The following is a 23,978-nucleotide window of genomic DNA, read 5'->3' as shown; positions in this document are numbered from 1 at the left end:
CGCAAATGGGGTTGAGGTCGTCGTCGCGCTATGCCCGCCCGGCCAGGTTGGCACTCCCTTGCGGCGTCAGGCGCACGTGGCCGTTGTCCAGCACCACCACATCGCGCTCGACCACGCGGGTGCGGAAGGAGCCGTCGTTCCAGATCTCGGTACGCAGGGTTTCGCCGGGGAACACCGGGGCCGAGAACCGCACTTGCAGGTGTGCGAACCGATCGGCGCGGTAGTCGGCCACCCCGCGCAGCAGCGCGTGAAAGGCCACTCCCAGGGTGCACAGGCCGTGCAGGATCGGCCTGGCGAAGCCGCCGCGCACCGCCGCCGAGGGATTGGCGTGGATCGGGTTGTCGTCGCCGTTGAGGCGGTAGTACAGCGCTTGCTCCGGGCGGGTCGGCAGGTCGATGACCAGGTCCGCTGCCGACTCGGGCATGCGGTGCGGCTGGCTCAGCGACTGGCTGTCGCCGCCGAAGCCACCATCGCCGCGCAGGAAGGTGGTGCTGCGGGTGATGGCCATCACTTCACCACTGGTGGCATCGCTGACGACTTTTTCGCTGTACACCAGTGCGCCCTTGCCGGCGCCTTTGTCGACCAGGCCAGTGACCCGGGTGCGGCCGATCAGCTCGCCCTCGACCGGCAACGGTTGGTGCCACTCGATGCTCTGTTCGCCGTGGACCAGGCGCAGGGCATCGACGCCGGTGTCCGGGTTGCCCAGCCAGAAGCCTGGGTGGCCGAGCACCACTGCCATGCACGGCAGCGCCTGGAGGTCGCGGTTGGCGTCGACGAAGGCCAGCTGGTGCTCGTCCATCGGGTCGGCGCCGAGCCCCACCGACAGCGCATACAAGGCGCTGTCCTGGCGGCTCAGGTGCTGGCGCACTTCGGGGATCGGGTAGCTCAGCAGATGCTCAGGATTCAGTGCCATGGTCCATCTCCTCGACTTCCAGTACCGCATCGGCGGCCCAGGCACCTTGCCCTTCGGGCATGGCGAAGACCGGGTTGAGGTCCACCGAGCGCAGGCGTGGGCCTGCCGCGGCGGCGAATTGCGAAAGCTGCGACAGGACCTTGGCCAGTGCCTTGATGTCGGTGACCGGGCGGCCACGTGCGCCGAGCAGCAGCGGCGCCCCCTTGATGCTGCGGATCATCTGCTCGGCCTCGTCGACGCCGAACGGGCAGCGGCGGAACACCACGTCCTTGAGCACTTCGACGAAGATGCCGCCGAGGCCGAACACCGCCACCGGGCCGAACTGCGGGTCGCGCTGGATGCCCATGAAGCACTCCACGCCACCTTGCAGCTGGCGCGCCACCAGCACGCCGTCGATACGCGCCTCGGGGGCGTGCTCGGCGGCGCGGCGCAGCAGCAGGGCGAAGCCTTCGCGCACCGCCTGGGCGCTGTCGACATTGAGCAGCACGCCACCGATTTCGGATTTGTGCAGGATGTCCGCCGAGGCGATCTTCAGTACCACCGGGAAGCCGATGCGCTCGGCGAAGGCGGCGGCTTCGTCAGGGCTGCGCAGGACTTGCTCGGGTGCCGACTCGATCCCCGCACGCGCCAGCAGTTGCTTGGCCTCGGCTTCGCCTGGGGTCCGCGCCGGCAACTCGACGCCACCTGCTGCGGCGCGCGGGCGCAACGGCCGGGCGAAGGCCTCGCCGAGCTTGCCCATGGCATTGATGGCATGCACAGCGCGGGTCGGGTCTTCGAACAGGGCGAAGCCGGCATTCTGATAGGGCGCCAGCTCCTCGCCTTCGCCCATCACCGAGACGACGAACAGGCGGTCGGGGTGATCGGCCTTGATTCGGCTGAACTGCTCGGCCAGGCGCGGGCCGATGGATGCGGCGGTGCCTGCCTGGGTGAAATAGGCGATCAGCGAGCGGTAGCCGCCGTCCACCACCATCGATTCGGTGAAGTCGTGCACCAGGCTCAGGTCGTTGAGGGCCTGCGCGGTGCAGTCCACCGGGTTCATCGGCGAGGCGTACGACAGGCGCTGCTTGAGGCGTTGCTGGGCGGCCTCGGGCATCGCCGGCATGGGCAGGCCGACGTCCTCTGCGGTGTCGCTGACGATGATCCCGGCGCCACCACTGACGGTGATCATGCCCAGGCTGTTGTCGATCGGGTACAGGCGTTGGGTGGCCAGGTAGGCGATGTCCACCAGTTCCTCGGTGGTCCGGGCGCGGATCACCGCGTAGTCGGCCAGTACGGCGTCGAGCACCTTGTCGTCGCCGGCCAGCGACGCGGTGTGCGACATCGCCGCGCGGCCGCCCAGCTCGCTGCGCCCGACCTTGTGCAGGATCACCGGCTTGCCGGCGCGATGCGCGGCTTCCAGGGCGGCGAGGAAGCTGTCGACGTTACGGATGGATTCGGCGTAGGCCATGACCACATCGACGTCCGGCGACTCCACCAGCCAGCCGATGCTGTCGCCCAGGGTGACGTCGGCTTCGTTGCCGGTGGCGATGCAGATCGGCGTGCCCAGCCCGCGTTGGCGCGACAGACCGAGCAGGTGCGCGCCGTAGGCGCCGGACTGAGTGGCGATGCCGACTCGACCGGGCAGCGGGATGCCGCGTTCCAGGCTGGTGGAGAAGAACGCATAGTAGCCGAGGTTGGCGTTGAACACGCCCAGGGCGTTGGGCCCGAGCAGGCGCATGTTGGCGGCACGAGCAGCGTCGACGATGGCATCCTGCATGGCCACGCCTTCCTCGCCGACCTCGCTGAAGCCCGAGGAGAACACGATGGCGCTGCGCGCACCCTTGCGCCCCAACGCCTGAATGGTCTCCAGCACCTGCGGTGCCGGCACCGCGACGATGGCCACGTCGGGCGCTTCTGGCAGTGCCTCGACACTGGCATAGGCCGGCAGCCCCTGGATCTCGGTGCGGTTGGGGTTGACCGGGAGGATGCGCCCGCTGAAACCGTTGCGCAGCATGTAGGCAATGGGGCGGCCACCGATGCGGTGCGGGTCGCTGGAGGCGCCGACCACGGCAACCGAGCGCGGTTGTACCAGGGGGGTGAGGCTGGAGAAGGCTGCGTGTTGCAAGTGACTCACTGACATGATGTTCCACCTGAAACGTTGACGTGTGCCGGACCGTTCGCCCGGCGCGAGGGCGAGTGTGTCCACGGCAGGCCAAGGCATGGCCGCCGGGCGCGTGCTACGCGAACTTCAAAGCGTGGCCTGGGTGCCGAGCAGTGCCGTGACCTGGCTGGACAACGTACCGCCGTTGCCGTGCAGCAGTGCGATATCGGCCTTCTTCAGCTGGCGTTCGCCGGCCTGGCGGCGCAACTGGGTGACCGACTCGATGATCAGGAACATGCCGTACATCCCTGGATGCACACAGGACAGCCCACCGCCATTGGTGTTCACCGCCAGCTCGCCGCCAGGGGCGATGCGCCCACCCTCGACGAAACGGCCACCTTCGCCCTTGGGGCAGAAGCCGAGGTCTTCGAGGAACAGGAGGGTGTTGATGGTGAAGGCGTCGTAAAGCATCACCAGGTCGATGTCGGCATGCTGCACGCCGGCCATCTGCATGGCTCGCGGTCCGCTTTCCGAGGCGGCGGTGACGGTCAGGTCTGGCATGGCGGCGATGGAGCGGTGCCATTGCGCTCCGGCGGCGCCCAGGAAGTACACCGGCTCGTTGGGCAGGTCGCGGGCACGGTCGGCGCGGACCACCACGCAGGCGCCCGCGCCATCGGTGACCAGGCAGCAGTCGGCCTTGCTCAGCGGGTCGCTGACCATGCGTGAGGCCAGCACCTCATCGAGGCTGAGCGGGCCGCGGGCGAAGGCCTCGGGGTTGAGGTTGGCCCAGCCTCGGGCGGCCACGGCCACTTCGGCCAGGTGCTCGCGGGTGGTGCCGTACTGGTGCATGTGGCGGCTGGCAGCCAGGCCATAGGCGGTGATCGGGTGGCGTGGGTGGTAGGGCGTCTCATGCCACTGGGGCTCGCTCATCGATACCAGCTTGCCGCCAGCGGTGCGCTGGTTGGAGCCGTAGCAGATCAGCGCGGCATCGCACAATCCGGCTTGCAGGGCCAGGGTGGCCTGCAGCAGGTGCAGTTCGAAGCTGGAACCGCCGATATTGGTGCCGTCGACGAATTTCGGCTTGATACCCAGGTATTCGCAGACCGACAGGGTAGGGAAGGCATGGGAACTGGTGGCGGCGAATACCGCATCGATGTCGGCAAGCTTCAAGCCGGCATCGGCGATGGCCTTGAGCGAGGCCTGGCCGAGCAGTTCCATGGCGCTGTAGCCGGGGGCTTCACCGATGCCGGCGCTGCCGATGCCGACGATGGCGGTCTTGCCGCGCAGGGCCTGGCTCATGCTTGTACCTCCGCTGCGGGTTCGAAGACCACGACCGGGCTGCCATCCTGGTCGACGATGCGTGCCTTGAGGCGGCTGCCGATGGGCACACTCAGGTGGCCTTCGATGCGCGACATCATGCGCACGCCTTCGTCGAGGTCGACCAGGGCAATGTTGTGGTCACCGCCGCGAGCGCGGTTGACGGTGAGGGCGTAGAGGGTGCCCATGCCACTGGCTGGTACCCACTCCAGGTCGGTTTCGCCGCTACCTGGCACTTGGGTGCGAGGGTAGAACACGTGCTGGCCGGTGGAGGCGCTGCGCTGCAACATGAAATGACCTTGGCCGAGAAACGCGAGGTACTGTGCCTCGGGCCCTGGCATGCTGTGGTCGGGGAAATCCAGCATGAGGTTTCTCCTTTGTTGTTGTTCTGCTTTGTTGCACAGTGCGTTGTCGCCGATGCGCTGCTGGCCGTCCAGATGGCTGTTGCAGGCGTCGCAGGGTTAGAATAAATTCCAAATACCGAATGTCAATCAGAATACAGAATATGAAGACCGAAAATACTGCCGACGAGCCACAAGCCAAGCGTTCCAGCGGCAAGGATGTCGGTGCCGTGGTGAATGCCATCCAGATCCTCCGCCACCTGGCCAATGCCGAAAGCGCCGAAGGCGTGGCCGCGATCGCCCGGGCCACGGGCATCAGCCCGAGCACCACCTTCAACATCCTGCGCACCTTGAGCAATGAACAATTGACCTCGTTCGACAACGAGGCCAAGACCTATCGGTTGGGGTTGGGGTTGTCGGAGCTGGCGGTGAGCTTCGTCGGGCGCAGCTACGCCGATCTGATCCAGCCGGAGCTGGAGCGCCTGAGCACCACGCACCAGATCCTGATCACCCTGTGGCAGGTCACCGACGATGCGCACATCCGCGTCATCGCGGTTTCGGCGCCGTCGGTGGCGCACGTCAACGTCGCCCTCGGTTCGCGCCTGCCGGAGCTGGTCGGGGCCGCTGGGCGTTGCATCTCTGGCCTGCGCCAGTTGCCGGACGACGAGCTGCGCCGGCGCCTGACCCGAGTGCGCTGGGAGAACCCGCCGAGCTTCGAGGCGTATCGCAACGACGCCGCGACCGCCCTTGAATTGGGGTGGGCCATCGACCAGGATCACCTGTACCGGGGCGTCAGCATGGTGGCCAGTGCCATCACCGACCACGATCGTCAACCGCGCTTCGTGATCTCGGGCATTGGTATCAGCGCCCAGCATGAGCGCGCCGAGCTGGAGCAGGTCGGCGCCAGTCTGCATGAGGCGGCTCGGTTCATCAGTCGTTCACTGTTCCCGCAGCGCCCAGGCACTCGGCAGGAATAGGGTTTCATTCAGCCAGGGGAAAGGCATTCATGAAATGCCAGGTTCCCCTGCCTCATTACCCTTCGCGCAGGACCGTGAGGGGGCTGGCGTTCAGTGCCCGGCGGGTGCCGAGTACTCCGGCGCCACCGACCAGCAGCGCGCCGGCCAGTGGCAACAGCAGAAGCCAGGGGTGCGGACTCCATTGCAGGTCGAAGGCATAGCGGTACAGCACCAGGGTGATCACCTCGCAGCCCAGGGCGGCCAGTAGGCCGCTGGCCGCCCCCAGCAGGCCGAACTCGATGCGCCGGGCCTTGACCAGTAGCGGGCGTGCCGCGCCGAGCGCGCGCAGCAGGGCGCCCTGGCGGATGCGTTCGTCGAGGGTGGCCTGCAGCCCGGCGAACAACACGGTCAGGCCGGCCGCGAGGACGAACAGCAGCACGTATTCCACGGCCAGGGTGACCTGGGCGAGGATGCTGCGCAGTTGGTCCAGCAGGGCGTCGACCTGGAGGATGGTGACTGCCGGGAAGGCGCGTGACAGCGCGACCACGTCGAGGTCGTGTCCCGGTGCCAGGTAGAAGCTGGTCAGGTAGGTGGTCGGCAGGCCTTGCAAGGTGCCGGGCTGGAAGATCATGTAGAAGTTCGGCTGGAAGCTGTCCCAGTGCACGCTGCGCAGGCTGGTGACGCGGGCCTGGTGCTGCTCGCCACCGATGTCGAAGGTCAGCAGATCGCCCAGTTGCAGCTTCAGGCTGCTGGCCAGTTCCGCTTCCACCGACACGCCAGGGATTTGCGCGTCGCTGGGGGCTGACTGCCACCAGTCGCCGGCGGTCAGGCTGTTGCCGGTGGGCAGGTCGTTGGCCCAGGTCAGGCTGAGGTCACGTTGCACGGCGCGCTCACCGGCCGAGTCCTTGCTGACGATCTGTTGCACCGGTTGCTCGTTGATCTGGATGAGCCGCCCGGGCGTGACCGGGTACAACGGCGCAGAGGACGCGTTGACCTCGCGCAGGTGCTGGGCGAAGGGCTCGCGGTCGTCCGGGAGGATGTTCAGGGCGAAATGGTTGGGTGCGTCCTTGGGCAGTTGGGCCTGCCAGGTGTCGAGCAGTTCGGCGCGCAGCAGGGCGACCAGGGCCATGGCCAGCAGGATCAGGCCAAAGGCCAGGGCCTGGCCGGCGGCGGCGGTAGGGTGGCGCAGCAGTTGGCCCAGGCCCAGGCGCCAGGCCAGCGGCGCGCCGGCCAGCAGCCGTCGCAGGCTGCGCAGGCCGAGCAGTAGGAGGCCGCCGAGCAACAGCGCGGCGACCAGGCCACCGCCCAGCAGGGCGAAGGTCAGTAGCAGGTCGAGGCTCAGGCGCCACATGATCAGGCCCAGGGCGAGCAGGGCGGCGCCATACACCAGCCAGCTGCTCGGCGGTACCGGCAGCAGGTCGCGGCGCAGCACGCGCAGTGGCGGCACCTTGCCCAGTGCCGCCAGTGGTGGCAGGGCGAAACCGGCCAGCGCCACCAGCCCGGTGCCGATTCCGGCCAGTGCCGGTGCCAGCCCGCCTGGCGGCACCACGCTGGGCAACAGATCGTGCAGCAGGCGGAACAGTCCAAGCTGTGCCAGCCAGCCGAGCAGGGCGCCGCCGAGTGCGGCGGCCAGACCCAGGGCGGCGAGTTGCATGCAGTACAGGCCCAGTGCTTCGCGCCGGGAAAGGCCCAGGCAGCGCAGCAGGGCGCTCGCGTCCAGGCGGCGTGCGGCGTAGCGGCTGGCCGACAGGGCCACGGCCACCCCGGCCAGCAGCACGGCGACCAGGCTGGCCATGTTCAGGTAGCGTTCGGCCTTGCCCAGGGCGCCGCCGATCTGCCGGTTGCCGTCGCGGGTGTCGCGCAGGCGCTGGTTGGCTGCCAGGTTCTTTTCCACGCTTTGCCGGTAGGTGGCCAGGGCTTCGGTATCGCCGCGCCACAGGTCGCGGTAGGTGACCCGGCTGCCCGGCTGAATGACCCCCGTGGCCTCGAGGTCGGCGAGGTTGATCATCACCCTTGGGGTGAGGCTGTAGAAATTGTTGGCGCGGTCCGGTTCGTAGGTCAGTACCCGAGTCATGCGCAGTGTCTTGGAGCCGACGTCGATGCTGTCGCCGATCGCCAGGCCCAACGCCGCCAGCAGGCGCGGCTCGACCCAGGCTTCGCCGGGCGCGGGGCCGCCGCCGGCGCTTTCCTCGCCGTAGGGTGCGGCGGCGCTGCGGACCTGGCCGCGCAGCGGGTAGGCACCATCGGCGGCCTTGACGCTGGACAGCTGGATGCCGGCATCGCTGCCGACCACGCTGGTGAATTCCACGACCTGCGCGTGCTTCAGGCCCAGGTCGAGGCCGTCGTCGAGCTGTGCCTGGCGGGCCGGCGAGGTGCCCTGGAGCACCAGGTCGGCGCCGAGGAATTCACTGGCGCGCAACTGCATGGCGCCATTGAGGCGGGCGCCGAAGTAGCCGATTGCCGTGCTGGCGGCCACGGCCACCAAGAGGGCGAAGAACAGCACGCGCACTTCGCTGGCGCGGGTATCGCGCAGCAGTTGGCGCAGTGCCAGGCCGCACAGGCGGATCAGCGGCAGGCGGGTCATGGCGTTGCTACCGGGGCGACCATGTGCCCGGCTTCCAGGCGAATGAGCCGCCGGCAGCGGCGGGCCAGGCGTTCGTCGTGGGTGACCAGCACCAGGGTGGTGCCGCGTTCCTTGTTCAGTTCGAACAGCAGGTCGCTGATGCGCTCGCCGGTGTGGCTGTCGAGGTTGCCGGTGGGCTCGTCGGCGAACAGCACCGAAGGCTGGGCGGCAAACGCGCGGGCGATGGCGACGCGTTGCTGTTCGCCACCGGACAGCTGGCGCGGCGTGTGGCTCAGGCGCTTGCCCAGGCCGACCCGTTCGAGCAGGGTGCGGGCTTGCTCGCGGGCATCGCGGCGGCCGTCGAGCTCCAGGGGCAGCATGACGTTCTCCAGGGCGTTGAGGCTGTCGAGCAACTGGAATGACTGGAACACGAAGCCGACATGCTCGGCGCGCACCCGCGCTCGCTGGTCTTCATCGAGCGGCCCCAGGTCGTGGCCGGCGAGGATGACCTTGCCGGCGCTGGGGCGGTCGAGCCCTGCGAGCAGGCCCAGCAGGGTCGACTTGCCCGAGCCCGAGGCGCCGACGATGGCCAGGCTGTCGCCCGCGGCCAGGTCGAGGGACAGTGCGTGGAGGATGGTCAGGTCGCCTTCCGCGCTGGGGACCACTTTGCTAAGGTGCTGCGCAACGAGAATGCTGGGGCCCATGGAGAATCCGATGCGAGTGTGGTGGTTGAGTGCCGGTCTGGCCCTGTATTGCCTGGCCCAGAGCGCGGCGGCGGGAACGTTGCTGGTTGTCGGCGATAGTATCAGCGCCGGTTTTGGCCTGGATACCCGCCAGGGGTGGGTGTCTTTGTTGCAGACACGGCTCAAGGACGAAGGTTTCGACGATCAGGTGGTCAACGCCTCGATCAGTGGCGACACCAGTGCCGGTGGCCTGGCGCGGCTGCCGGCGCTGCTTGCGGCGCACAAGCCGAGCGTCGTGGTATTGGAGCTGGGTGGCAATGACGGCCTGCGCGGGCAGCCGCCAGCGCAATTGCAACAAAATCTTGCCTCGATGATCGAGCGTTCGCGCCAGGCCGGAGCCAAGGTGGTGTTGCTCGGCATGCGCCTGCCGCCCAACTACGGCGCACGTTACACCACGGCGTTCGCCCAGGTGTATGCGCAGCTGGAGAGTGAAAAGCAGGTGGCGCTGGTGCCGTTCTTCCTCGACGGCGTGGGCGGGGAGCCCGGCATGATGCAGGCCGACGGTATCCACCCGGCGCAGGGCGCGCAGCAACGCTTGCTGGAAAATGCCTGGCCGGCGATAAAACCCTTGCTGTGACGCTTTAAACGGGGGCGGCTTTCGGCTAATGTTGCGCCCCCCGTTTCGAGAGCCCCCGATGCCGCGCCCTGCCTGGTCCTTGTATGCCTACCAACTGATCGAGCCCGATGAGCAGCTCGACCTGTTCGCCTGCCAGGAAATCCGCGTCCACCTGGTGGCGCGTCAGCTCGAGCTGGGCGTGCCGGCCGACCGCACCTTGTGCGGTGGGCTGCTGCCGGCGCAGCCACGCTGGTCAGGCGTCGCCCGCTCGATCTACCGCGACGGCCGCCTGTGCCCGCTGTGTCGGGCGATCCTCGAGGCCCAGCGCTGCGGCATGCGCCCGGTGTGGCCGCAACTCTAGGGCGCTTGGGGCACCTTTCATCATCTGAAACGCTTGCCCGCTGCCAATGCCTCCCGCTTGTATCGGGGCAGGTGTACAATCGACCGTCTTGACTCATCTTTCGAAGGATTTACCGGATGTTGCCGCGCTTTCCCGCCGTCACCCGTTGCCTGTCCCTGGCCGCCCTGCTGGTAGCGGGGCCTGCTGCTGCCCTGGAGCTGCCCCTGCCGCCACCCGGTGAAGACGTGGTTGGCCAGGTGCAGGTCATCAAGGCCAAGTACGAAGACACCTTCGCCGACATCGGCACGGCCAACGACCTCGGCTACCTGGAAATGATCGCCGCCAACCCGGGCGTCGACCCATGGCTGCCGGGCGCCGGTACCGAAATCATCCTGCCGACCCGTTACATTCTGCCGCCGGGGCCGCGCGAGGGCATCGTCATCAACCTCGCCGAATACCGCCTCTACTACTACCCGAAGGGCGAGAACAAGGTCTATACCTTCCCGCTGGGTATTGGTCGTGAGGGCTGGGGCTCGCCGATCGCACACACCAAGATCACCGCCAAGACGCCGAACCCGACCTGGACGCCGCCGGCTTCCATTCGCGCCGAGCATGCCGCCGATGGTGACATTCTGCCTGCGGTGGTGCCTGCGGGCCCAGACAATCCACTGGGGCCGTTCAAGTTCACCCTGGGCGTACCGGGCTACCTGATCCACGGTTCGAACAAGAAGTTCGGCATCGGCATGCGCACCAGTCACGGCTGCTTCCGTATGCTCAACAACAACGTGCTGGCACTGTCGCAGATGGTGCCGGTCGGTACCTCGGTGCGTATCATCAACGAGCCGTACAAGTTCGGTGTGAGTGGCGGCAAGGTCTACCTCGAAGCGCATACCCCGCTCGACGACAAGGGCAACCCCTCGGTGGTCGACAAGCATACTGCGGTGATCAATGCGCTGCTCAAGCGTGAAGACTTGGCCAATAACCTACGCATGAACTGGGACATGGTGCGTGACGTGGTTGCTGCCGAAGATGGCATGCCGGTGGAAATCGCGGTGCCGACCAATAACCAGGGCAACGAGCCGATGGTGTCGAGCATTCCGCCCGAACTGCAGTAAGGGTTAAGCGTGGTACCCGGGGCCTGCCTTGCGCAGGCCTCTTCGTTTGTGTCACGCCGGTTTAACACAGCAATAAAAAAGCCGACCCACAAGTGGGTCGGCTTCTGAACAATCCGTGAGGATTATTACTTGCGGCTGGCTTTGTCCAGCATACGCAGAGCGCGCTCGTTGGCTTCGTCAGCGGTCTGCTGAGCCTTCTGAGCGGCTGCCAGTGCGTCGTCAGCCTTACGGTAGGCTTCGTCAGCACGAGCTTGAGCGCGAGCTGCTGCGTCTTCAGTCGCAGTCAGACGAGCTTCGGTTTCTTTGGATACGCTGCTGCAACCGGTAGCCAGAACTGCGGCCAGAGCCAGAGCAGAGAATTTCAGAACGTTGTTCATCGTGTTCCCCTTCAAGGACTTTCTATTAAAGAGCCATCTCTCGGAAAAGAGAAACTGGCCGGCGTACATAGTACCCATTACTTGTAGTAAGTAAACTGACCAAGCGCAAGAACTGCAAAAAAAATTGTTGCACGAAGGGTCGCCGACAAGATTTGCGTAGGACTTTGTGAAAATCCAGTGCAGGCTTCGCAACCGACTGTAGTACGTGAACTTTTTTGGTGAACTAACGGTGACTTTAACTGTCCGTCAGCGTCTTAAGCCCAAGAACATCCGGCTGCTGTTGCGAGTGCGGGACATGGGCTGCGCTGTACCCATTTCTGTCACTTTTTAACCGCTGCCACCTTGAGCAATCGTGCCGAGGGTGCCTACTATTTGGGGTGCCCGTCCGCAGAACGATTGGCATGGCCCCGCGGTCGAAGGGGCAGTAGGTGGCGTAGAGGTTCCTCCGCCGGACAAACCCCCATCGGTTAAGGCCAGGGTCTGCCGCAAAGACCTGCGAGGAGTAGTGATGAGTGAAGCGCTGACCATCCACCATGACCAGGCCGGTCATCAGTTCGAGACCAACGTGGACGGTCATCGTGCCTACCTGACGTACATGGACCTGGGCAAGCAGACGCTGGACATCTATCGCACCTTCGTTCCCAACGCCCTGCGTGGGCGCGGTATTGCCGCGGCGCTGACCGAGAAGGCCCTGGAGTACGCTGAGGAGATGGGCTATACGGTGATCCCTTCCTGCTCGTACGTGGAGCGCTACATGGAGCGGCAGCAGCGGCATTCGAGCAAGGCCTGACACCCAAACAGCGGGGCCGCTTCGCGCCCCATCCGGCCTTGCCGGGGCGCCGGACCGGCCGGATGGGGCGCGAAGCGGCCCCGCTGCCTTATCAGATCACCCGCGTTTACGCTGAGGCAGCACATCCTTGAGTTTCGCCCGCATGCTACGCAGGGTCTTCTCGGTGGCCGACCAGTCGATGCAGGCGTCGGTGATCGATACGCCATACTGCAATTCGTCGAGGTTCTTCGGAATAGACTGACAACCCCAGTTCAGATGGCTCTCGACCATCAGGCCGATGATCGACTGGTTGCCTTCGAGGATCTGGTTGGCGACGTTCTCCATGACCAGAGGCTGCAGCGCCGGATCCTTGTTGGAGTTGGCGTGGCTGCAGTCGACCATGATGTTGGCCTTGATCTTGGCTTTTGCCAGGTCCTGCTCGCACAGGGCGACGCTGACCGAATCGTAGTTCGGCTTGCCGTTGCCGCCCCGCAGCACCACATGGCCGTAGGGGTTGCCCTTGGTGGTGACGATCGACACGCCGCCTTCCTGGTTGATACCCAGGAAGCGGTGAGGTTTGGATACCGACTGCAGGGCGTTGATGGCCACGGTCAGGCCGCCGTCGGTGCCGTTCTTGAAGCCCACGGCCGAAGACAGGCCCGAGGCCATTTCGCGGTGGGTCTGCGATTCGGTGGTGCGTGCGCCGATCGCCGACCAGCTGATCAGGTCTTGAAGGTATTGCGGTGAGATCGGGTCCAGCGCCTCGGTGGCGGTCGGCAGACCCATTTCGGCCAGGTCCAGCAGCAACTTGCGGCCGATGTGCAGGCCATCCTGGATCTTGAAGGAGTCGTCCAGGTACGGGTCGTTGATCAGGCCTTTCCAGCCTACCGTGGTGCGCGGCTTCTCGAAGTACACGCGCATCACCAGGTACAGGGTGTCGGAGACTTCCTCGGCCAGTACCTTGAGGCGCTCGGCATACTCGTGCGCCGCCTTGATGTCATGGATGGAGCAGGGGCCGACCACCACGAACAGGCGATGGTCCTTGCCATCGAGGATATTGCGCACCACTTCGCGGCCGGCCGTCACGGTCTGCAGGGCCTTGGCGCTGAGGGGAAGTTCGTGCTTGAGCTGATCGGGGGTGATCAAGGTCTCGTTGGAGGCAACGTTAAGGTCGTCGATCGGTAAATCAGCCATCGTGTTACTCGTCAGGTCACGGGTGCCGGCCGCCAGCAATCCCCGTGCGGCCCAGCAGCAAGAATATTCGCAGCGGGGAGCGGAACCTTAGCGCGTTACAGGGGTGGCGACAATGGGTTGGGCCGGCTCCGCACAGGGATTTTCCCTGGCCTGGACAGTGCCCTGGCATGTATTGGGGGCCTGCGTGGCAGAAACGGGTGTAGAACAGCGGGCTCAACCTTGAACTAGAGTACCCCCTGCAACCGACTGGCCCAGCATTTACCACCACCACGCTGCGGGTCGCCTGACCTTCGCCAGCCCGCGGCGCCAGCGGCCGGACGGTGAGGCGGGGGCGTGGCGCGCTGCTAAGCTCAAGCTTGCTCTGTCAAAGCGACAGCCGAGGAGGTCGAATGATTCGTTCCATGTTGTACGCCACCGACCTCGGGGTGTACGCGCCCTTCGTCATGCAGCATGCCCTGGCCCTGGCTCGCACCTTCAGCGCGGAGCTCTACGTGATTCATGCCGTGGAGCCGATGGGGCAGTTCGCCGAATCGCTCCTGCAGAGCTACCTCGACGAGCAGACGCTGGACGAATTGCACAGCGAAGGGGTCAACACGGTGATGGCCAACATCGAGCAGCGCGTGCTCGAGAATTTTCGCGAAGAACTGGGTGAGGAGGCCGATCTGGCCTTGATCAAGGCGGTGCGCGTGCGGCAGGGGGATCCTGCGCAGGTCATCCTCGACCAGGCGCAGCGCCTGGCAGTCGACCTGATGATCTTCGGCAGCCACAGCGCAGGGGCTGGGGTCGACGTGCCGCTCGGGCGCACGGCGGTGCGCCTGCTGCAGTTGTCACCCGTACCGGTCTACATGGTGCCGTTGGCTCAGCATCTCGGCCGTAGGAAGGCGTAAAGCTAGACGTGGGAAATGTCCGGCGCACGTAACAAAATAGTTCTAGATTTATTGCGATAACCACTAATATAGTTATATCTCATCGCAGCCTGCAGCGTGCCGCCGGTGACTTACTGCTGATCCGAGGGAAACCTATGAAGCTTCAACAACTGCGCTACATCTGGGAAGTGGCGCACCACGACCTCAACGTCTCCGCGACGGCGCAGAGTCTGTATACCTCCCAGCCAGGGATCAGCAAGCAGATCCGCCTGCTGGAGGATGAACTGGGTGTTGAAGTCTTTGCCCGAAGCGGCAAGCACCTGACGCGGGTCACTCCTGCCGGTGAACGGATCATCAATACCGCAGGCGAAATCCTGCGCAAGGTCGAGAGCATCAAGCAGATCGCCCAGGAATTCTCCAACGAGAAGAAGGGTACCCTGTCCATCGCCACCACCCACACCCAGGCGCGCTACGCGCTGCCGCCGGTGATCAGCAACTTCATCAAGCAGTATCCGGAAGTGTCGTTGCACATGCATCAGGGCTCGCCCATGCAGATTGCCGAAATGGCGGCCGATGGCACGGTCGATTTCGCCATCGCTACCGAGGCGCTGGAGCTGTTCGGCGACTTGATCATGATGCCGTGCTACAAGTGGAATCGTTGCGTGGTGGTACCGCAGGGCCATCCGCTGGCCAAGCTGCCGAAGCTGACCCTGGAAGCGGTTGCCGAATACCCGATCGTCACCTACGTGTTCGGCTTCACTGGCCGGTCCAAGCTGGACGAGGCATTCAATCATCGTGGCCTGACGCCGAAGGTGGTGTTCACCGCGGCGGATGCTGACGTGATCAAGACCTATGTGCGCCTGGGCCTGGGCGTGGGCATCGTGGCCAAGATGGCAGTGGATGCGAAGCTCGATCCCGACCTGGTGTGCCTGGATGCCAGCGAGTTGTTCGAAGCCAGCATCACCAAGATCGGCTTCCGTCGCGGCACGTTCCTGCGCGGTTTCATGTGCGATTTCATCGAGAAGTTCGCCCCGCACCTGACCCGTGAAGTGATGGCCAAGGCCATCCAGTGCCACAACAAGCAGGAGCTCGAGGAGCTGTTCGACGGCGTCGAACTGCCGGTGCACTGATCGGTAATTGATTGGGGCCGCTTTGCGCCCCTTCGCGGCACGAGGCCGCTCCTACAGGGGGATCGCAAACCTCTGTAGGAGCGGCCTCGTGCCGCGAAGGGGCGCTAAGCGGCCCCATTTGTCGGAGTTTACGACTTGCTGATCAGATTGCCGGCATGCAGCCCGCATTCCTTCTGCGTCGACTCTTCCCACCACCAACGGCCTTCGCGCTCGTGCTGGTTCGGCAGCACCGGACGGGTGCACGGCTCGCAGCCGATGCTGATGAAGCCGCGCTCGTGCAGGCTGTTGTAGGGCAACTCGAGCATGCGGATATAGCCCCAGACTTCTTCACTGCTCATCTGCGCCAGGGGGTTGAACTTGTACAGGGTGCGTTCGGGCGTGGAGAAGGCGCCGTCGATCTCCAGTGCCGCCACCTGGCTGCGGGTGCCTGGGCTCTGGTCGCGACGCTGGCCGGTGGCCCAGGCGCTGACGGTGGCGAGCTTGCGTCGCAGTGGTTCGATCTTGCGTATACCGCAGCACTCGCCGTGGCCGTCCTTGTAGAAGCTGAACAGGCCCTTGTCCTTGACGAACGGGTCGAGCTTGTCGCGATCAGGGCTGAGAATCTCGATCGGCAGGTTGTACTGCTCGCGGACCTGGTCGATGAAACGATAGGTCTCGGGGTGCAGCCGGCCGGTGTCGAGGCTGAATACCTTGACCTGCTTGTTCAGCCTCCAGGCCATGTCGACCAGCACCACGTCCTCGGCGCCGCTGAAGGAGATCCACAGGTCGTCACCGAAGTGTTCGAAGGCGAGCTTGAGGATGTCCTGCGGGGACTTGTTGGCATAGGTCGCGGCCAGGGCGGCGACGTCGAAGGGTTGGCTCATCAGGCGGTTTCCATCTTGGCTGTGGCGCTGTGCGCTCGTAATGGGGTGATGGTAACAAAAAATGGCGGGGTAGACGTTTGCCTTGGAGGCGGTGTGCTGCCAATGCCGGCCTCTTCGCGGGTGAACCCGCTCCTACAGGGGCATGAACTGGTCTGTAGGAGCGGGTTCACCCGCGAAGCAGGCGACGCCGTTCATAAGCCTTGCAACGTCTCCATCAGCACCCGTACCTTGGCAATCGATTCCTCGTACTCGTCTTCCCAGTCGGAGTCGGCCACCACTGCGCCGCCCCCCCAGCAACTGACTTGGCCGTCCTTGACCAGCAAGCTGCGGATGGCGATCGAGCTGTCCATCTCGCCGCGCACGTCCACGTACAGTAGCGAGCCGCAGTACAGTGCCCGGCGGCTGGGTTCGAGCTCGTCGATGATCTGCATCGCGCGGATCTTCGGGGCGCCGGTGATCGAGCCGCCGGGAAAGCTGTCGCCGATCAGGTCCAGAGCGTCACGGCCTGCGGCCAGGTGCCCGGTGACGCTGCTGACCAGGTGGTGGACATTGGGGTAGCTTTCCAGGCTGAACAGCTCCGGCACTTTCACCGAGCCGATCTCGCAGGTTCGCCCCAGGTCGTTGCGTAGCAGGTCGACGATCATCAGGTTTTCCGAGCGGTCCTTGGCGCTGTGGCGCAGTTCGTCGGCGTTGCGTGCGTCTTCGAGCGGGTCGCTGGCGCGCGGGCGGGTGCCCTTGATCGGGCGGGTTTCGACCTGGCGCCGGCTGACACGGATGAAGCGTTCCGGCGAGAAGCTCAGCAACGCGCTGCCATCGGCCAGTTGCTGATAGCCGGAGAATGGGGTCGGGCAGGCCTTGCGCAAGGCTTGGTAGGCCAGCCATGGGTCGCCCTGGCACGGCGCTCGGAAGCGCTGGGTGAGGTTGATCTGGTAGCAGTCGCCCGCCTGGATGTAGCGCTGCACCTGGTCGAAGGCAGTGCGGTATTGCGCCGGCTGCAGGTCGCCGCGCATGGCGGCGAGCAGGCGGAACTCGCCGGTCGTCGTCGCCTCGGGGGCCTCGAACAGGGTGATCAGGCGCTGACGTTCGTGGCTGTTCAGGCTGGGGTGGAACACCAGTTGGCTGGTGCCATGCTGGTGGTCGGAAATCAATGCCCAGGCATACAGGCCAAGCTGTGCGTCAGGCAGGCCGAGGTCGTCGCTGGCCAGGCTGGGCAGATGCTCCAGGCGCCTACCGAAATCGTAGCTGAGGTAGCCGATCAGGCCGCCGGCGAAGGGTAGCTCGCAGCCTTCGGGCAGTTGCGCTTCGCCCAGTTGCGCCAGGGCTGTGCGCAGGCGCTGCAGGAACGCACGGCCGTGTTCGTCGGGTTGGGCCTGCAGGTGCTGCAGTGGCCAGGCGCTGAGCAGGTCGAAGCGCCCGCGTTCGGCGCCGGGGCGGGCGCTGTCGAGCAGGATCGCGCCGGGAGCCTGGCGCAGGCGGGCGAAGAAGGCGGCGGGATCGGGTTGGTAGGGCAGGGAGTGGAGCGTACAGGTCGGCATCAGTGTGGACGGCGATGTAAAAGCGAGGAGGGCGATTGTAGACCCGTGCAGGGCAGGCGCCTAGCGTAATGGGGCCGCTTTGCGGCCCAATCGCGACACATGGCCGCTCCCAGGGTGGGGGCGGCCTCGTGTCATCACGGGTGCACGTGCCCGAACAGCCCCTGGGTGACCCGCACGCGCTGGTCGGCATCCTCGGTCATGCCTTCCTTGGCCAGTGCCTCCAGGTGTGCCTCGATGGCGTGGGTGCGCTGGGTCAGGCCGCAGTCGTTGGCGATCTGGATGTTCAGGCCGGGGCGGGCGTTGAGCTCGAGGATCAACGGGCCTTTTTCCTGGTCCAGCACCATGTCCACGCCGATGTAACCCAGCCCGCACAGCTCGTAGCAACTGGCAGCGAGCTTCATGAAACCGTCCCAGTTCGGCAGTTGCACGCCGTCCACCGCGTTGGTGGTGTCGGGGTGCTTGCTGATGATGCGGTTGAGCCAGGTGCCGCGCAGGGTCACGCCGGTCGCCAGGTCCACACCCACGCCGATGGCGCCCTGGTGCAGGTTGGCCTTGCCGCCCGACTGGCGGGTCGGCAAGCGCAGCATGGCCATGACCGGATAACCCATCAGCACGATGATGCGGATGTCCGGTACGCCTTCGTAGCTGATGCTCTTGAAGATCTGGTCCGGGGTCACCCGGTACTCGATCAGCGCCCGGTCGCGGTGGCCACCCAGCGAGTACAGGCCGGTGAGGATGCTGGAAATCTGGTGCTCGATTTCCTCGTGGCTGATGATCTTGCCGGAAACCGTGCGGTAGTTGTCCTCGAAGCGGTCGGCGATCACCATGATGCCGTCGCCACCCGCGCCCTGCGCCGGCTTGATGACGAAATCGTTGCGCCCGCCGATGATCTCGTCGAGCTTCTCGATCTGCTTCTCGGTCTCGATGATGCCGTACATCTCCGGCACATGGATGCCGGCCGCGAGTGCGCGCTCCTTGGTGATGATCTTGTCGTCGACGATCGGGTACAGGTTGCGCTTGTTGTACTTCAGGACATAGTCCGCGTTGCGCCGGTTGATACCCATGATGCCCCGGGCCTCCAGGGCTTTCCATGTCTTGATCAGGCCAAACATCACGCGTCAGCCTTATTCACGAATGCCTTGAAGCGCACGAGCTCGGTCAGGCGGTAGCCGCGGTAGCGACCCATCGCCAGCATGAAGCCCACCAGGACCAGCAATACCGCCGGGAAGGTGAAGACGAAGTAGACCAGCTCCGGCACCATCATCAGCAGGTGCGCCAGGGAGGCGGCGAACAGGGTGCCGATGGCCACCTTCATGGCATGGCCGCCGCCACGCTCTTCCCAGGTGATCGACAGGCGCTCGATGGTCATTGTCAGGATCACCATCGGGAACAGCGCCACCGACAGGCCGCGCTCCAGGCCCAGCTTGTGGCTGAACAGGCTGATGGCGGCGATCAGCACCACCACGAACGTCAGCACCACCGACAGGCGTGGCAGCATCTGCAGCTTGAGGTGCTCGAGGTACGAGCGCAGCGACAGGCCCAGGGCGGTGATCACCGTGAACAGCACGATGCCGAAGCCCAACTGGGTTTCGCGGAAGGCCAGGGCGATCAGCACCGGGGTGAAGGTCCCCAGGGTCTGGATGCCGATCAGGTTGCGCAGGATCAGGATGACCAGCACGCCGATCGGGATCATCACCATGATCATGAAGGTTTGCTGGGTCTGTAGCGGCAGGCCGTACAGCGAGTACTCGAGGAAGTCGGCGTCGGTGTTCTCGTCGGTCAGCTTGGCCAGGCGGATGGCGTTCATCTCGCTGTTGTTCATGCTGAAGGTGACGTTGGTCTTCTTGCCGCCATCGACGGTGATCAGGTTGTCGTCACCGGTCCACCACAGCAGGCGGTCGCTCGGCAGGCCCTGTTCGCCGGTGTCCGGGTTGAAGTACAGCCAGTCGTTGCCATTGAAGCTGCGCAGCCACAGCTCCGGGGTTTGCGGGGTGTCGGCCACCAGGCGAATGGTGTGCACCTTTTCCATCGGTACGTGGGCGATCGACAGCAGCAGGTCGATGACCTGGGCCTTCTTCATCGACGAGGTGTCGCCGGCCAGCAGCAGCTTGACGTTGTCGTCGTTGAGGTTGTTGACCCGCTTGATGGTCTCGCTGACGAAGGTCTCGACGTCGGCCGAGTGCTGGCGGATCGGCGCCATCAGGGCCTCGGCGGCGATCTTCTCGGGCCCTTCGACGGCCAGGCTGTCACGGAAGGTCGGGCCTTTGACCGTGGTCTTCTCGCTGCTGTAGCGCTTGGTCAGCACCAGGCGGTAGTAGAGGGTCTGGTTGCCGCTGGCGCGGCGCGCCGACCAGGTCACCTTGCGGTTGCCGTCGGCACGGTTGACGCTCACTCCATAGTTATTGGAGATGAAGCTCTCGTTGAGGCTCACGTAGTCGCGGTTCAGCGGTGGCACGAACATCTGCACCTTGACCGGGTCCTTGGAGCTGGCGACGAATTCGACCTTGGCGTCGATGTTCCACAGGTCGTCGGTTTCGTCTTCGGTCACCGGGATGCCGAGGACGAAGATCTGGTAAGCCGTGACCGCCACGCCCAGCAGCACCAGCACGGTGATGAGGACTTTCAGATGGAGGGTAAGAGAACGCATCGGGGTTACTCTGCTTTGGGAGCGTCGGTGGCACAGGCAGGTTTGCCGGCCGCGTATTTAAGGCTTGGGTCGACCAGCGCGTCGAAGTGCTTGAGCGCCTCGGAGCCGATCAGCAGCGGGAACTGGAACGCGCTGCGGTCGGTGAGGTTGACTTCGATGGTGCGCAGGGCCTGGCCCATGCAGATTTCGAGTTCGATGACCGGGCGGGCGGTGTACGCCTTGCCCGACTCTGCATCATAGTCGCCAGCGCGGCGCTTGATCTTGCTGACGCGGGCCAGGGGGCGTTCGATCGGGTGCGAGTGGGCGGCATCGATGGCCAGGTAGAAGCGCACCCAGCTTTCCCCGTTGCGCTTGAAACGCTTGATGTCGCGGGCGCTGAGCGAGGCGGTCTTGGCGCCGGTGTCGAGCTTGGCGGCCACTTCGAGGTCGAGGTCGCCGAGGCGGGCGTATTCGTTCAGACCGTATACGGTCTTGCCTGCGGCCTGGCCAAGGGCCGGTAGCAGGGAAAGGCATAACAGCGATAAAACGGGTGTAAGTCTCATAGTCCTGGCGCGGTGCTGTGCAAAGTTCGGGGCAAGGCGACTGGCAAGTACTGCGCAAGCTTCCTCGTTCATCTGTCGACAACCTGCGGTTGCAGACGGACACACTGTCCATACTCCGTGTGAGGCGCGGCATTCTATCACGCCGACGCCTTGGCGCCAGCGCGTCGCGATCTGACAGCAGCCAGGCGGTTTAAGTTCGCTCTTAGACGATTGTCGACAATATTGATTTTGTCTTTGACTATGGGCTGCTGATTCGCTAGTTTTCGCCTTATAGATTACCAAGGTGTTGACAATATGCTCGACCTTTCCACTCCTGGCCTGGTGCAATCAGACGAAACGGAAACCCTGTCCGAGCATGTCTTTCGCTGCATCCAGGCCGCCATCGTCAAAGGTGAGATCGCCCCCGGTAGCAAGATCTCCGAGCCAGAGCTGGCGCGCACCTATGGCATCAGCCGTGGCCCGCTGCGCGAGGCCATCCACCGCCTGGAGGGCCAGCGCCTGCTGGTGCGAGTGCCGCATGTCGGGGCGCGGGTGGTGTCGCTGAACCACGCCGAATTGATCGAGCTTTACGAAATCCGCGAGTCGCTCGAGGGCATGGCCTGCCGTCTGGCCGCCGAGCGCATGAGCCAGGCCGAGATCGACGAGTTGCGCCGGGTGCTCGATACCCACGAGCGCGACGCGGCGTTCCAGGCCGGGGTGGGCTATTACCAGCAGGAAGGCGACTACGACTTCCATTACCGGATCATCCAGGGCAGCGGCAACCAGACGCTGGTCAAGATGCTCTGCGGCGAGCTGTACCAGTTGGTGCGCATGTACCGCATCCAGTTCTCCGCCACGCCCAACCGGCCGCGCCAGGCCTTTTCCGAGCATCACCGCATTCTCGATGCCATCGCCGAGCGTGACGGCGAACTGGCCGAACTCCTGATGCGCCGCCACATCGGCGCGTCCAAACGCAACATCCAGCGTCATTACCTGGACGCCAACAACAACAGCCCCCGAGGTGATTCATGACTGTGAAGAGCACGCCCGGCCAGCGTTTCCGCGATGCCGTAGCCGCCGAACATCCACTGCAAGTGGTCGGTACCATCAATGCCAACCACGCCCTGCTGGCCAAACGTGCCGGGTTCAAGGCCATCTACCTGTCCGGTGGGGGCGTTGCCGCCGGCTCCCTGGGCCTGCCGGACCTGGGTATCACCGGCCTGGACGACGTGCTCACCGACGTGCGGCGCATCACCGACGTGTGCGACCTGCCGCTGCTGGTGGATGTCGACACCGGCTTCGGCGCCTCGGCGTTCAACGTTGCCCGTACCGTCAAGTCGATGATCAAGTTCGGTGCCGCCGCCCTGCATATCGAGGACCAGGTCGGTGCCAAGCGTTGTGGCCATCGACCGAACAAGGAAATCGTCACCCAACAGGAGATGGTCGACCGCATCAAGGCGGCGGTGGACGCCCGGACCGATGACAGCTTCGTGATCATGGCGCGTACCGACGCGCTGGCCGTCGAGGGCCTGAATGCCGCCCTGGACCGTGCCGAGGCGTGCATCGAGGCTGGCGCCGACATGATCTTCCCCGAGGCCATCACCGAGCTGGCGATGTACAAGACCTTCGCCGAGCGCGTGCGTGCGCCGATCCTGGCCAACATCACCGAGTTCGGCGCCACGCCGCTGTATACCACCGAAGAGCTGGCCTCGGCCGACGTGTCGCTGGCGCTGTACCCGCTGTCGGCGTTCCGCGCCATGAACAAGGCGGCCGAGAACGTCTACACCGCGCTGCGCCGTGACGGCACGCAGAAGAATGTGGTCGACACCATGCAGACCCGCATGGAGCTCTACGATGCCATTGGTTACCACGCGTTCGAGCAGAGCCTGGATGCGTTGTTCGCCCAGAAGAAAGGCTGAGCCTGAGCTGGCCTTCTCGCGGCGGTAGAAGCAAACCCGATTAGCCAGAAAGATTTCCATAACAAGTTCAAGAAAGGAGAAGCACCATGGCCGAAGCAAAAGTACTCAGTGGCGCAGGCCTGCGTGGCCAGGTGGCCGGGCAGACGGCCTTGTCCACCGTTGGCCAGGCCGGCGCAGGCCTGACCTACCGTGGCTACGACGTCCGCGACCTGGCGGCCGGCGCCGAGTTCGAGGAAGTGGCTTATCTGCTGCTGTACGGCGAGCTTCCGAGCAAGGCGGAACTGGCCGACTACAAGCACAAGCTCAAGGGCCTGCGCGACCTGCCGCAAGCCTTGAAGGAAGTGCTTGAACGCATTCCGCGCGATGCCCATCCGATGGACGTGATGCGCACCGGTTGCTCGGTGCTGGGCACCCTGGAGCCCGAGCTGACCTTCGAGCAGCAACGCGACAAGACCGATCGCCTGTTGGCGCTGTTCCCGGCAGTCATGTGCTACTGGTATCGCTTCACCCACCATGGCGTGCGCATCGATTGCACCAGCGACGAAGACACCCTGGGCGGCCATTTCCTGCACCTGCTGCACGGCAAGAAGCCCAGCGAGCTGCACGTCAAGGTCATGAACGTGTCGCTGATCCTCTACGCCGAGCACGAATTCAACGCCTCGACCTTCACTGCCCGGGTCTGCGCTTCGACCCTGTCCGATCTGTATTCCTGCATCACCGCGGCCATCGGCTCGCTGCGCGGCCCGCTGCACGGCGGCGCCAACGAGGCGGCGATGGAGCTGATCGAGCGTTTCCAGAGCCCGCAGGAAGCCACTGCCGAGTTGCTGCGCATGCTCGAGCGCAAGGACAAGATCATGGGCTTCGGCCATGCCATCTACAAAGAGTCCGACCCGCGCAACGAGGTGATCAAGGGTTGGTCGAAGCAGCTCGCCGAAGAGGTAGGTGACACCGTGCTGTACCCGGTTTCCGAAGCCATCGACAAGACCATGTGGGAGCAGAAGCGCCTGTTCCCCAACGCCGACTTCTACCATGCCTCGGCGTACCACTTCATGGGCATTCCGACCAAGCTGTTCACCCCGATCTTCGTCTGCTCGCGCCTGACCGGCTGGGCGGCGCATGTCTACGAGCAGCGTGCAAACAACCGCATCATCCGCCCGAGCGCCGAGTACACCGGCGTCGAGCAGCGCAAGTTCGTGCCGATCGAACAGCGCTGATTAGATAAAGAGAGGCAAC

23 protein-coding genes are annotated in these 23,978 nt (G+C 64.9%); 10 read left to right on the top strand and 13 right to left on the bottom strand.

Going from position 1 to position 23,978, the window contains the following annotated elements; genetic code table 11:
- Positions 1-28 precede the first annotated feature (28 nt).
- The 4 genes from IAE37_RS18525 to IAE37_RS18510 all read right to left on the bottom strand — a co-directional run bounded on the left by IAE37_RS18525 (position 29) and on the right by IAE37_RS18510 (position 4,675).
- Positions 29-913, bottom strand: a complete 885-nt coding sequence (locus IAE37_RS18525; RefSeq protein ID WP_201175841.1) for a MaoC/PaaZ C-terminal domain-containing protein — start codon at positions 911-913, stop codon at positions 29-31.
- Positions 897-3,032: an acetate--CoA ligase family protein gene (locus tag IAE37_RS18520; protein WP_201175840.1), complete on the bottom strand. Its 2,136-nt coding sequence runs from the start codon at positions 3,030-3,032 to the stop codon at positions 897-899. Before IAE37_RS18520 ends, IAE37_RS18525 begins: the two co-directional genes overlap by 17 nt.
- Before the next feature lie 108 nt (positions 3,033-3,140).
- Positions 3,141-4,292 (bottom strand): thiolase, encoded by a 1,152-nt coding sequence (locus IAE37_RS18515; RefSeq protein ID WP_201175839.1) that lies wholly within the window; start codon positions 4,290-4,292, stop codon positions 3,141-3,143.
- Positions 4,289-4,675, bottom strand: a complete 387-nt coding sequence (locus tag IAE37_RS18510; RefSeq protein ID WP_201175837.1) for a Zn-ribbon domain-containing OB-fold protein — start codon at positions 4,673-4,675, stop codon at positions 4,289-4,291. Before IAE37_RS18510 ends, IAE37_RS18515 begins: the two co-directional genes overlap by 4 nt.
- A 140-nt stretch (positions 4,676-4,815) precedes the next feature.
- Between IAE37_RS18510 and IAE37_RS18505 the strand changes: the two genes are divergently transcribed.
- Positions 4,816-5,628 (top strand): IclR family transcriptional regulator, encoded by an 813-nt coding sequence (locus IAE37_RS18505; RefSeq protein ID WP_201175835.1) that lies wholly within the window; start codon positions 4,816-4,818, stop codon positions 5,626-5,628.
- Positions 5,629-5,683: 55 nt separating this feature from the next.
- Here IAE37_RS18505 and IAE37_RS18500 read toward each other — a convergent pair whose 3' ends face one another.
- Complete coding sequence (locus tag IAE37_RS18500; protein ID WP_201175833.1) at positions 5,684-8,191, bottom strand: ABC transporter permease; 2,508 nt, start codon at positions 8,189-8,191, stop codon at positions 5,684-5,686.
- Positions 8,188-8,874, bottom strand: a complete 687-nt coding sequence (locus IAE37_RS18495) for an ABC transporter ATP-binding protein (protein WP_201175832.1) — start codon at positions 8,872-8,874, stop codon at positions 8,188-8,190. Before IAE37_RS18495 ends, IAE37_RS18500 begins: the two co-directional genes overlap by 4 nt.
- Positions 8,875-8,884: 10 nt before the next feature.
- On the opposite strand from IAE37_RS18495, the gene IAE37_RS18490 reads away from it, so the two are divergent.
- The 3 genes from IAE37_RS18490 (at position 8,885) to IAE37_RS18480 (ending at position 10,924) form a co-directional block, all read left to right on the top strand.
- Complete coding sequence (locus tag IAE37_RS18490) at positions 8,885-9,490, top strand: arylesterase (protein WP_201175831.1); 606 nt, start codon at positions 8,885-8,887, stop codon at positions 9,488-9,490.
- 58 nt (positions 9,491-9,548) lie between these two features.
- Positions 9,549-9,830 (top strand): hypothetical protein, encoded by a 282-nt coding sequence (locus IAE37_RS18485; protein WP_136913814.1) that lies wholly within the window; start codon positions 9,549-9,551, stop codon positions 9,828-9,830.
- 116 nt (positions 9,831-9,946) lie between these two features.
- Entirely contained in the window at positions 9,947-10,924 is a 978-nt protein-coding gene (locus tag IAE37_RS18480; RefSeq protein ID WP_201175830.1) for a L,D-transpeptidase family protein, read from the top strand.
- Positions 10,925-11,049: 125 nt separating this feature from the next.
- On the opposite strand, the gene oprI is transcribed toward IAE37_RS18480, so the two are convergent.
- The gene (oprI, locus tag IAE37_RS18475; RefSeq protein ID WP_003259780.1) at positions 11,050-11,301 is read right to left on the bottom strand and encodes an outer membrane lipoprotei OprI; all 252 of its coding nucleotides are present in this window, start codon (positions 11,299-11,301) and stop codon (positions 11,050-11,052) included.
- 508 nt (positions 11,302-11,809) lie between these two features.
- Between oprI and IAE37_RS18470 the strand changes: the two genes are divergently transcribed.
- Positions 11,810-12,091 (top strand): GNAT family N-acetyltransferase, encoded by a 282-nt coding sequence (locus IAE37_RS18470; protein ID WP_201175829.1) that lies wholly within the window; start codon positions 11,810-11,812, stop codon positions 12,089-12,091.
- Between the two features lie 96 nt (positions 12,092-12,187).
- On the opposite strand, the gene IAE37_RS18465 is transcribed toward IAE37_RS18470, so the two are convergent.
- The gene (locus tag IAE37_RS18465) at positions 12,188-13,264 is read right to left on the bottom strand and encodes a 3-deoxy-7-phosphoheptulonate synthase (protein ID WP_201175828.1); all 1,077 of its coding nucleotides are present in this window, start codon (positions 13,262-13,264) and stop codon (positions 12,188-12,190) included.
- Positions 13,265-13,653: 389 nt separating this feature from the next.
- Here IAE37_RS18465 and IAE37_RS18460 point away from each other — a divergent pair, with 389 nt between their 5' ends.
- Together IAE37_RS18460 and cysB are read left to right on the top strand one after the other, a co-directional pair.
- The gene (locus tag IAE37_RS18460) at positions 13,654-14,151 is read left to right on the top strand and encodes a universal stress protein (protein ID WP_201175826.1); all 498 of its coding nucleotides are present in this window, start codon (positions 13,654-13,656) and stop codon (positions 14,149-14,151) included.
- A gap of 134 nt (positions 14,152-14,285) precedes the next feature.
- A complete protein-coding gene (cysB, locus tag IAE37_RS18455; RefSeq protein ID WP_201175824.1) occupies positions 14,286-15,260 on the top strand; it encodes an HTH-type transcriptional regulator CysB in 975 nt (324 codons plus the stop codon).
- Positions 15,261-15,388: 128 nt separating this feature from the next.
- On the opposite strand, the gene IAE37_RS18450 is transcribed toward cysB, so the two are convergent.
- The 5 genes from IAE37_RS18450 to rloA form a co-directional block, all read right to left on the bottom strand.
- The gene (locus tag IAE37_RS18450; RefSeq protein WP_201175822.1) at positions 15,389-16,123 is read right to left on the bottom strand and encodes a phosphoadenylyl-sulfate reductase; all 735 of its coding nucleotides are present in this window, start codon (positions 16,121-16,123) and stop codon (positions 15,389-15,391) included.
- Positions 16,124-16,314: 191 nt separating this feature from the next.
- The gene (pabB, locus tag IAE37_RS18445; protein WP_201175820.1) at positions 16,315-17,658 is read right to left on the bottom strand and encodes an aminodeoxychorismate synthase component I; all 1,344 of its coding nucleotides are present in this window, start codon (positions 17,656-17,658) and stop codon (positions 16,315-16,317) included.
- A 134-nt stretch (positions 17,659-17,792) separates the two neighbouring features.
- Positions 17,793-18,770, bottom strand: a complete 978-nt coding sequence (locus IAE37_RS18440) for an alpha-L-glutamate ligase-like protein (RefSeq protein WP_201175818.1) — start codon at positions 18,768-18,770, stop codon at positions 17,793-17,795.
- Entirely contained in the window at positions 18,770-20,305 is a 1,536-nt protein-coding gene (gene rloB / locus IAE37_RS18435) for an osmotic stress tolerance membrane protein RloB (RefSeq protein ID WP_201175816.1), read from the bottom strand. Before rloB ends, IAE37_RS18440 begins: the two co-directional genes overlap by 1 nt.
- 5 nt (positions 20,306-20,310) lie before the next feature.
- The gene (gene rloA, locus IAE37_RS18430; protein WP_201175815.1) at positions 20,311-20,847 is read right to left on the bottom strand and encodes a retropepsin-like aspartic peptidase RloA; all 537 of its coding nucleotides are present in this window, start codon (positions 20,845-20,847) and stop codon (positions 20,311-20,313) included.
- Between the two features lie 294 nt (positions 20,848-21,141).
- Between rloA and IAE37_RS18425 the strand changes: the two genes are divergently transcribed.
- From IAE37_RS18425 to prpC, 3 genes are all read left to right on the top strand, one after another.
- The gene (locus IAE37_RS18425; RefSeq protein WP_201175814.1) at positions 21,142-21,858 is read left to right on the top strand and encodes a GntR family transcriptional regulator; all 717 of its coding nucleotides are present in this window, start codon (positions 21,142-21,144) and stop codon (positions 21,856-21,858) included.
- Complete coding sequence (prpB, locus tag IAE37_RS18420; protein ID WP_201175813.1) at positions 21,855-22,745, top strand: methylisocitrate lyase; 891 nt, start codon at positions 21,855-21,857, stop codon at positions 22,743-22,745. The genes IAE37_RS18425 and prpB overlap by 4 nt, the downstream gene beginning before the upstream one ends.
- A gap of 86 nt (positions 22,746-22,831) precedes the next feature.
- Complete coding sequence (gene prpC / locus IAE37_RS18415; RefSeq protein ID WP_201175812.1) at positions 22,832-23,959, top strand: bifunctional 2-methylcitrate synthase/citrate synthase; 1,128 nt, start codon at positions 22,832-22,834, stop codon at positions 23,957-23,959.
- Positions 23,960-23,978 lie beyond the last annotated feature (19 nt).

It is taken from the genome of Pseudomonas sp. S31, assembly GCF_016648105.1.
Taxonomy (GTDB): domain Bacteria; phylum Pseudomonadota; class Gammaproteobacteria; order Pseudomonadales; family Pseudomonadaceae; genus Aquipseudomonas.
Note: the sequence above shows the minus strand (reverse complement) of the source record. Positions and strands in the feature narration are given on the sequence as shown.

Coding starts and splice junctions, on each gene's coding strand:
- IAE37_RS18525 (WP_201175841.1), bottom strand. CDS start 913: ATGGCACTGAATCCTGAGCATCTGCTGAGCTACCCGATCCCCGAAGTG.
- IAE37_RS18520 (WP_201175840.1), bottom strand. CDS start 3,032: ATGTCAGTGAGTCACTTGCAACACGCAGCCTTCTCCAGCCTCACCCCC.
- IAE37_RS18515 (WP_201175839.1), bottom strand. CDS start 4,292: ATGAGCCAGGCCCTGCGCGGCAAGACCGCCATCGTCGGCATCGGCAGC.
- IAE37_RS18510 (WP_201175837.1), bottom strand. CDS start 4,675: ATGCTGGATTTCCCCGACCACAGCATGCCAGGGCCCGAGGCACAGTAC.
- IAE37_RS18505 (WP_201175835.1), top strand. CDS start 4,816: ATGAAGACCGAAAATACTGCCGACGAGCCACAAGCCAAGCGTTCCAGC.
- IAE37_RS18500 (WP_201175833.1), bottom strand. CDS start 8,191: ATGACCCGCCTGCCGCTGATCCGCCTGTGCGGCCTGGCACTGCGCCAA.
- IAE37_RS18495 (WP_201175832.1), bottom strand. CDS start 8,874: ATGGGCCCCAGCATTCTCGTTGCGCAGCACCTTAGCAAAGTGGTCCCC.
- IAE37_RS18490 (WP_201175831.1), top strand. CDS start 8,885: ATGCGAGTGTGGTGGTTGAGTGCCGGTCTGGCCCTGTATTGCCTGGCC.
- IAE37_RS18485 (WP_136913814.1), top strand. CDS start 9,549: ATGCCGCGCCCTGCCTGGTCCTTGTATGCCTACCAACTGATCGAGCCC.
- IAE37_RS18480 (WP_201175830.1), top strand. CDS start 9,947: ATGTTGCCGCGCTTTCCCGCCGTCACCCGTTGCCTGTCCCTGGCCGCC.
- oprI (WP_003259780.1), bottom strand. CDS start 11,301: ATGAACAACGTTCTGAAATTCTCTGCTCTGGCTCTGGCCGCAGTTCTG.
- IAE37_RS18470 (WP_201175829.1), top strand. CDS start 11,810: ATGAGTGAAGCGCTGACCATCCACCATGACCAGGCCGGTCATCAGTTC.
- IAE37_RS18465 (WP_201175828.1), bottom strand. CDS start 13,264: ATGGCTGATTTACCGATCGACGACCTTAACGTTGCCTCCAACGAGACC.
- IAE37_RS18460 (WP_201175826.1), top strand. CDS start 13,654: ATGATTCGTTCCATGTTGTACGCCACCGACCTCGGGGTGTACGCGCCC.
- cysB (WP_201175824.1), top strand. CDS start 14,286: ATGAAGCTTCAACAACTGCGCTACATCTGGGAAGTGGCGCACCACGAC.
- IAE37_RS18450 (WP_201175822.1), bottom strand. CDS start 16,123: ATGAGCCAACCCTTCGACGTCGCCGCCCTGGCCGCGACCTATGCCAAC.
- pabB (WP_201175820.1), bottom strand. CDS start 17,658: ATGCCGACCTGTACGCTCCACTCCCTGCCCTACCAACCCGATCCCGCC.
- IAE37_RS18440 (WP_201175818.1), bottom strand. CDS start 18,770: ATGTTTGGCCTGATCAAGACATGGAAAGCCCTGGAGGCCCGGGGCATC.
- rloB (WP_201175816.1), bottom strand. CDS start 20,305: ATGCGTTCTCTTACCCTCCATCTGAAAGTCCTCATCACCGTGCTGGTG.
- rloA (WP_201175815.1), bottom strand. CDS start 20,847: ATGAGACTTACACCCGTTTTATCGCTGTTATGCCTTTCCCTGCTACCG.
- IAE37_RS18425 (WP_201175814.1), top strand. CDS start 21,142: ATGCTCGACCTTTCCACTCCTGGCCTGGTGCAATCAGACGAAACGGAA.
- prpB (WP_201175813.1), top strand. CDS start 21,855: ATGACTGTGAAGAGCACGCCCGGCCAGCGTTTCCGCGATGCCGTAGCC.
- prpC (WP_201175812.1), top strand. CDS start 22,832: ATGGCCGAAGCAAAAGTACTCAGTGGCGCAGGCCTGCGTGGCCAGGTG.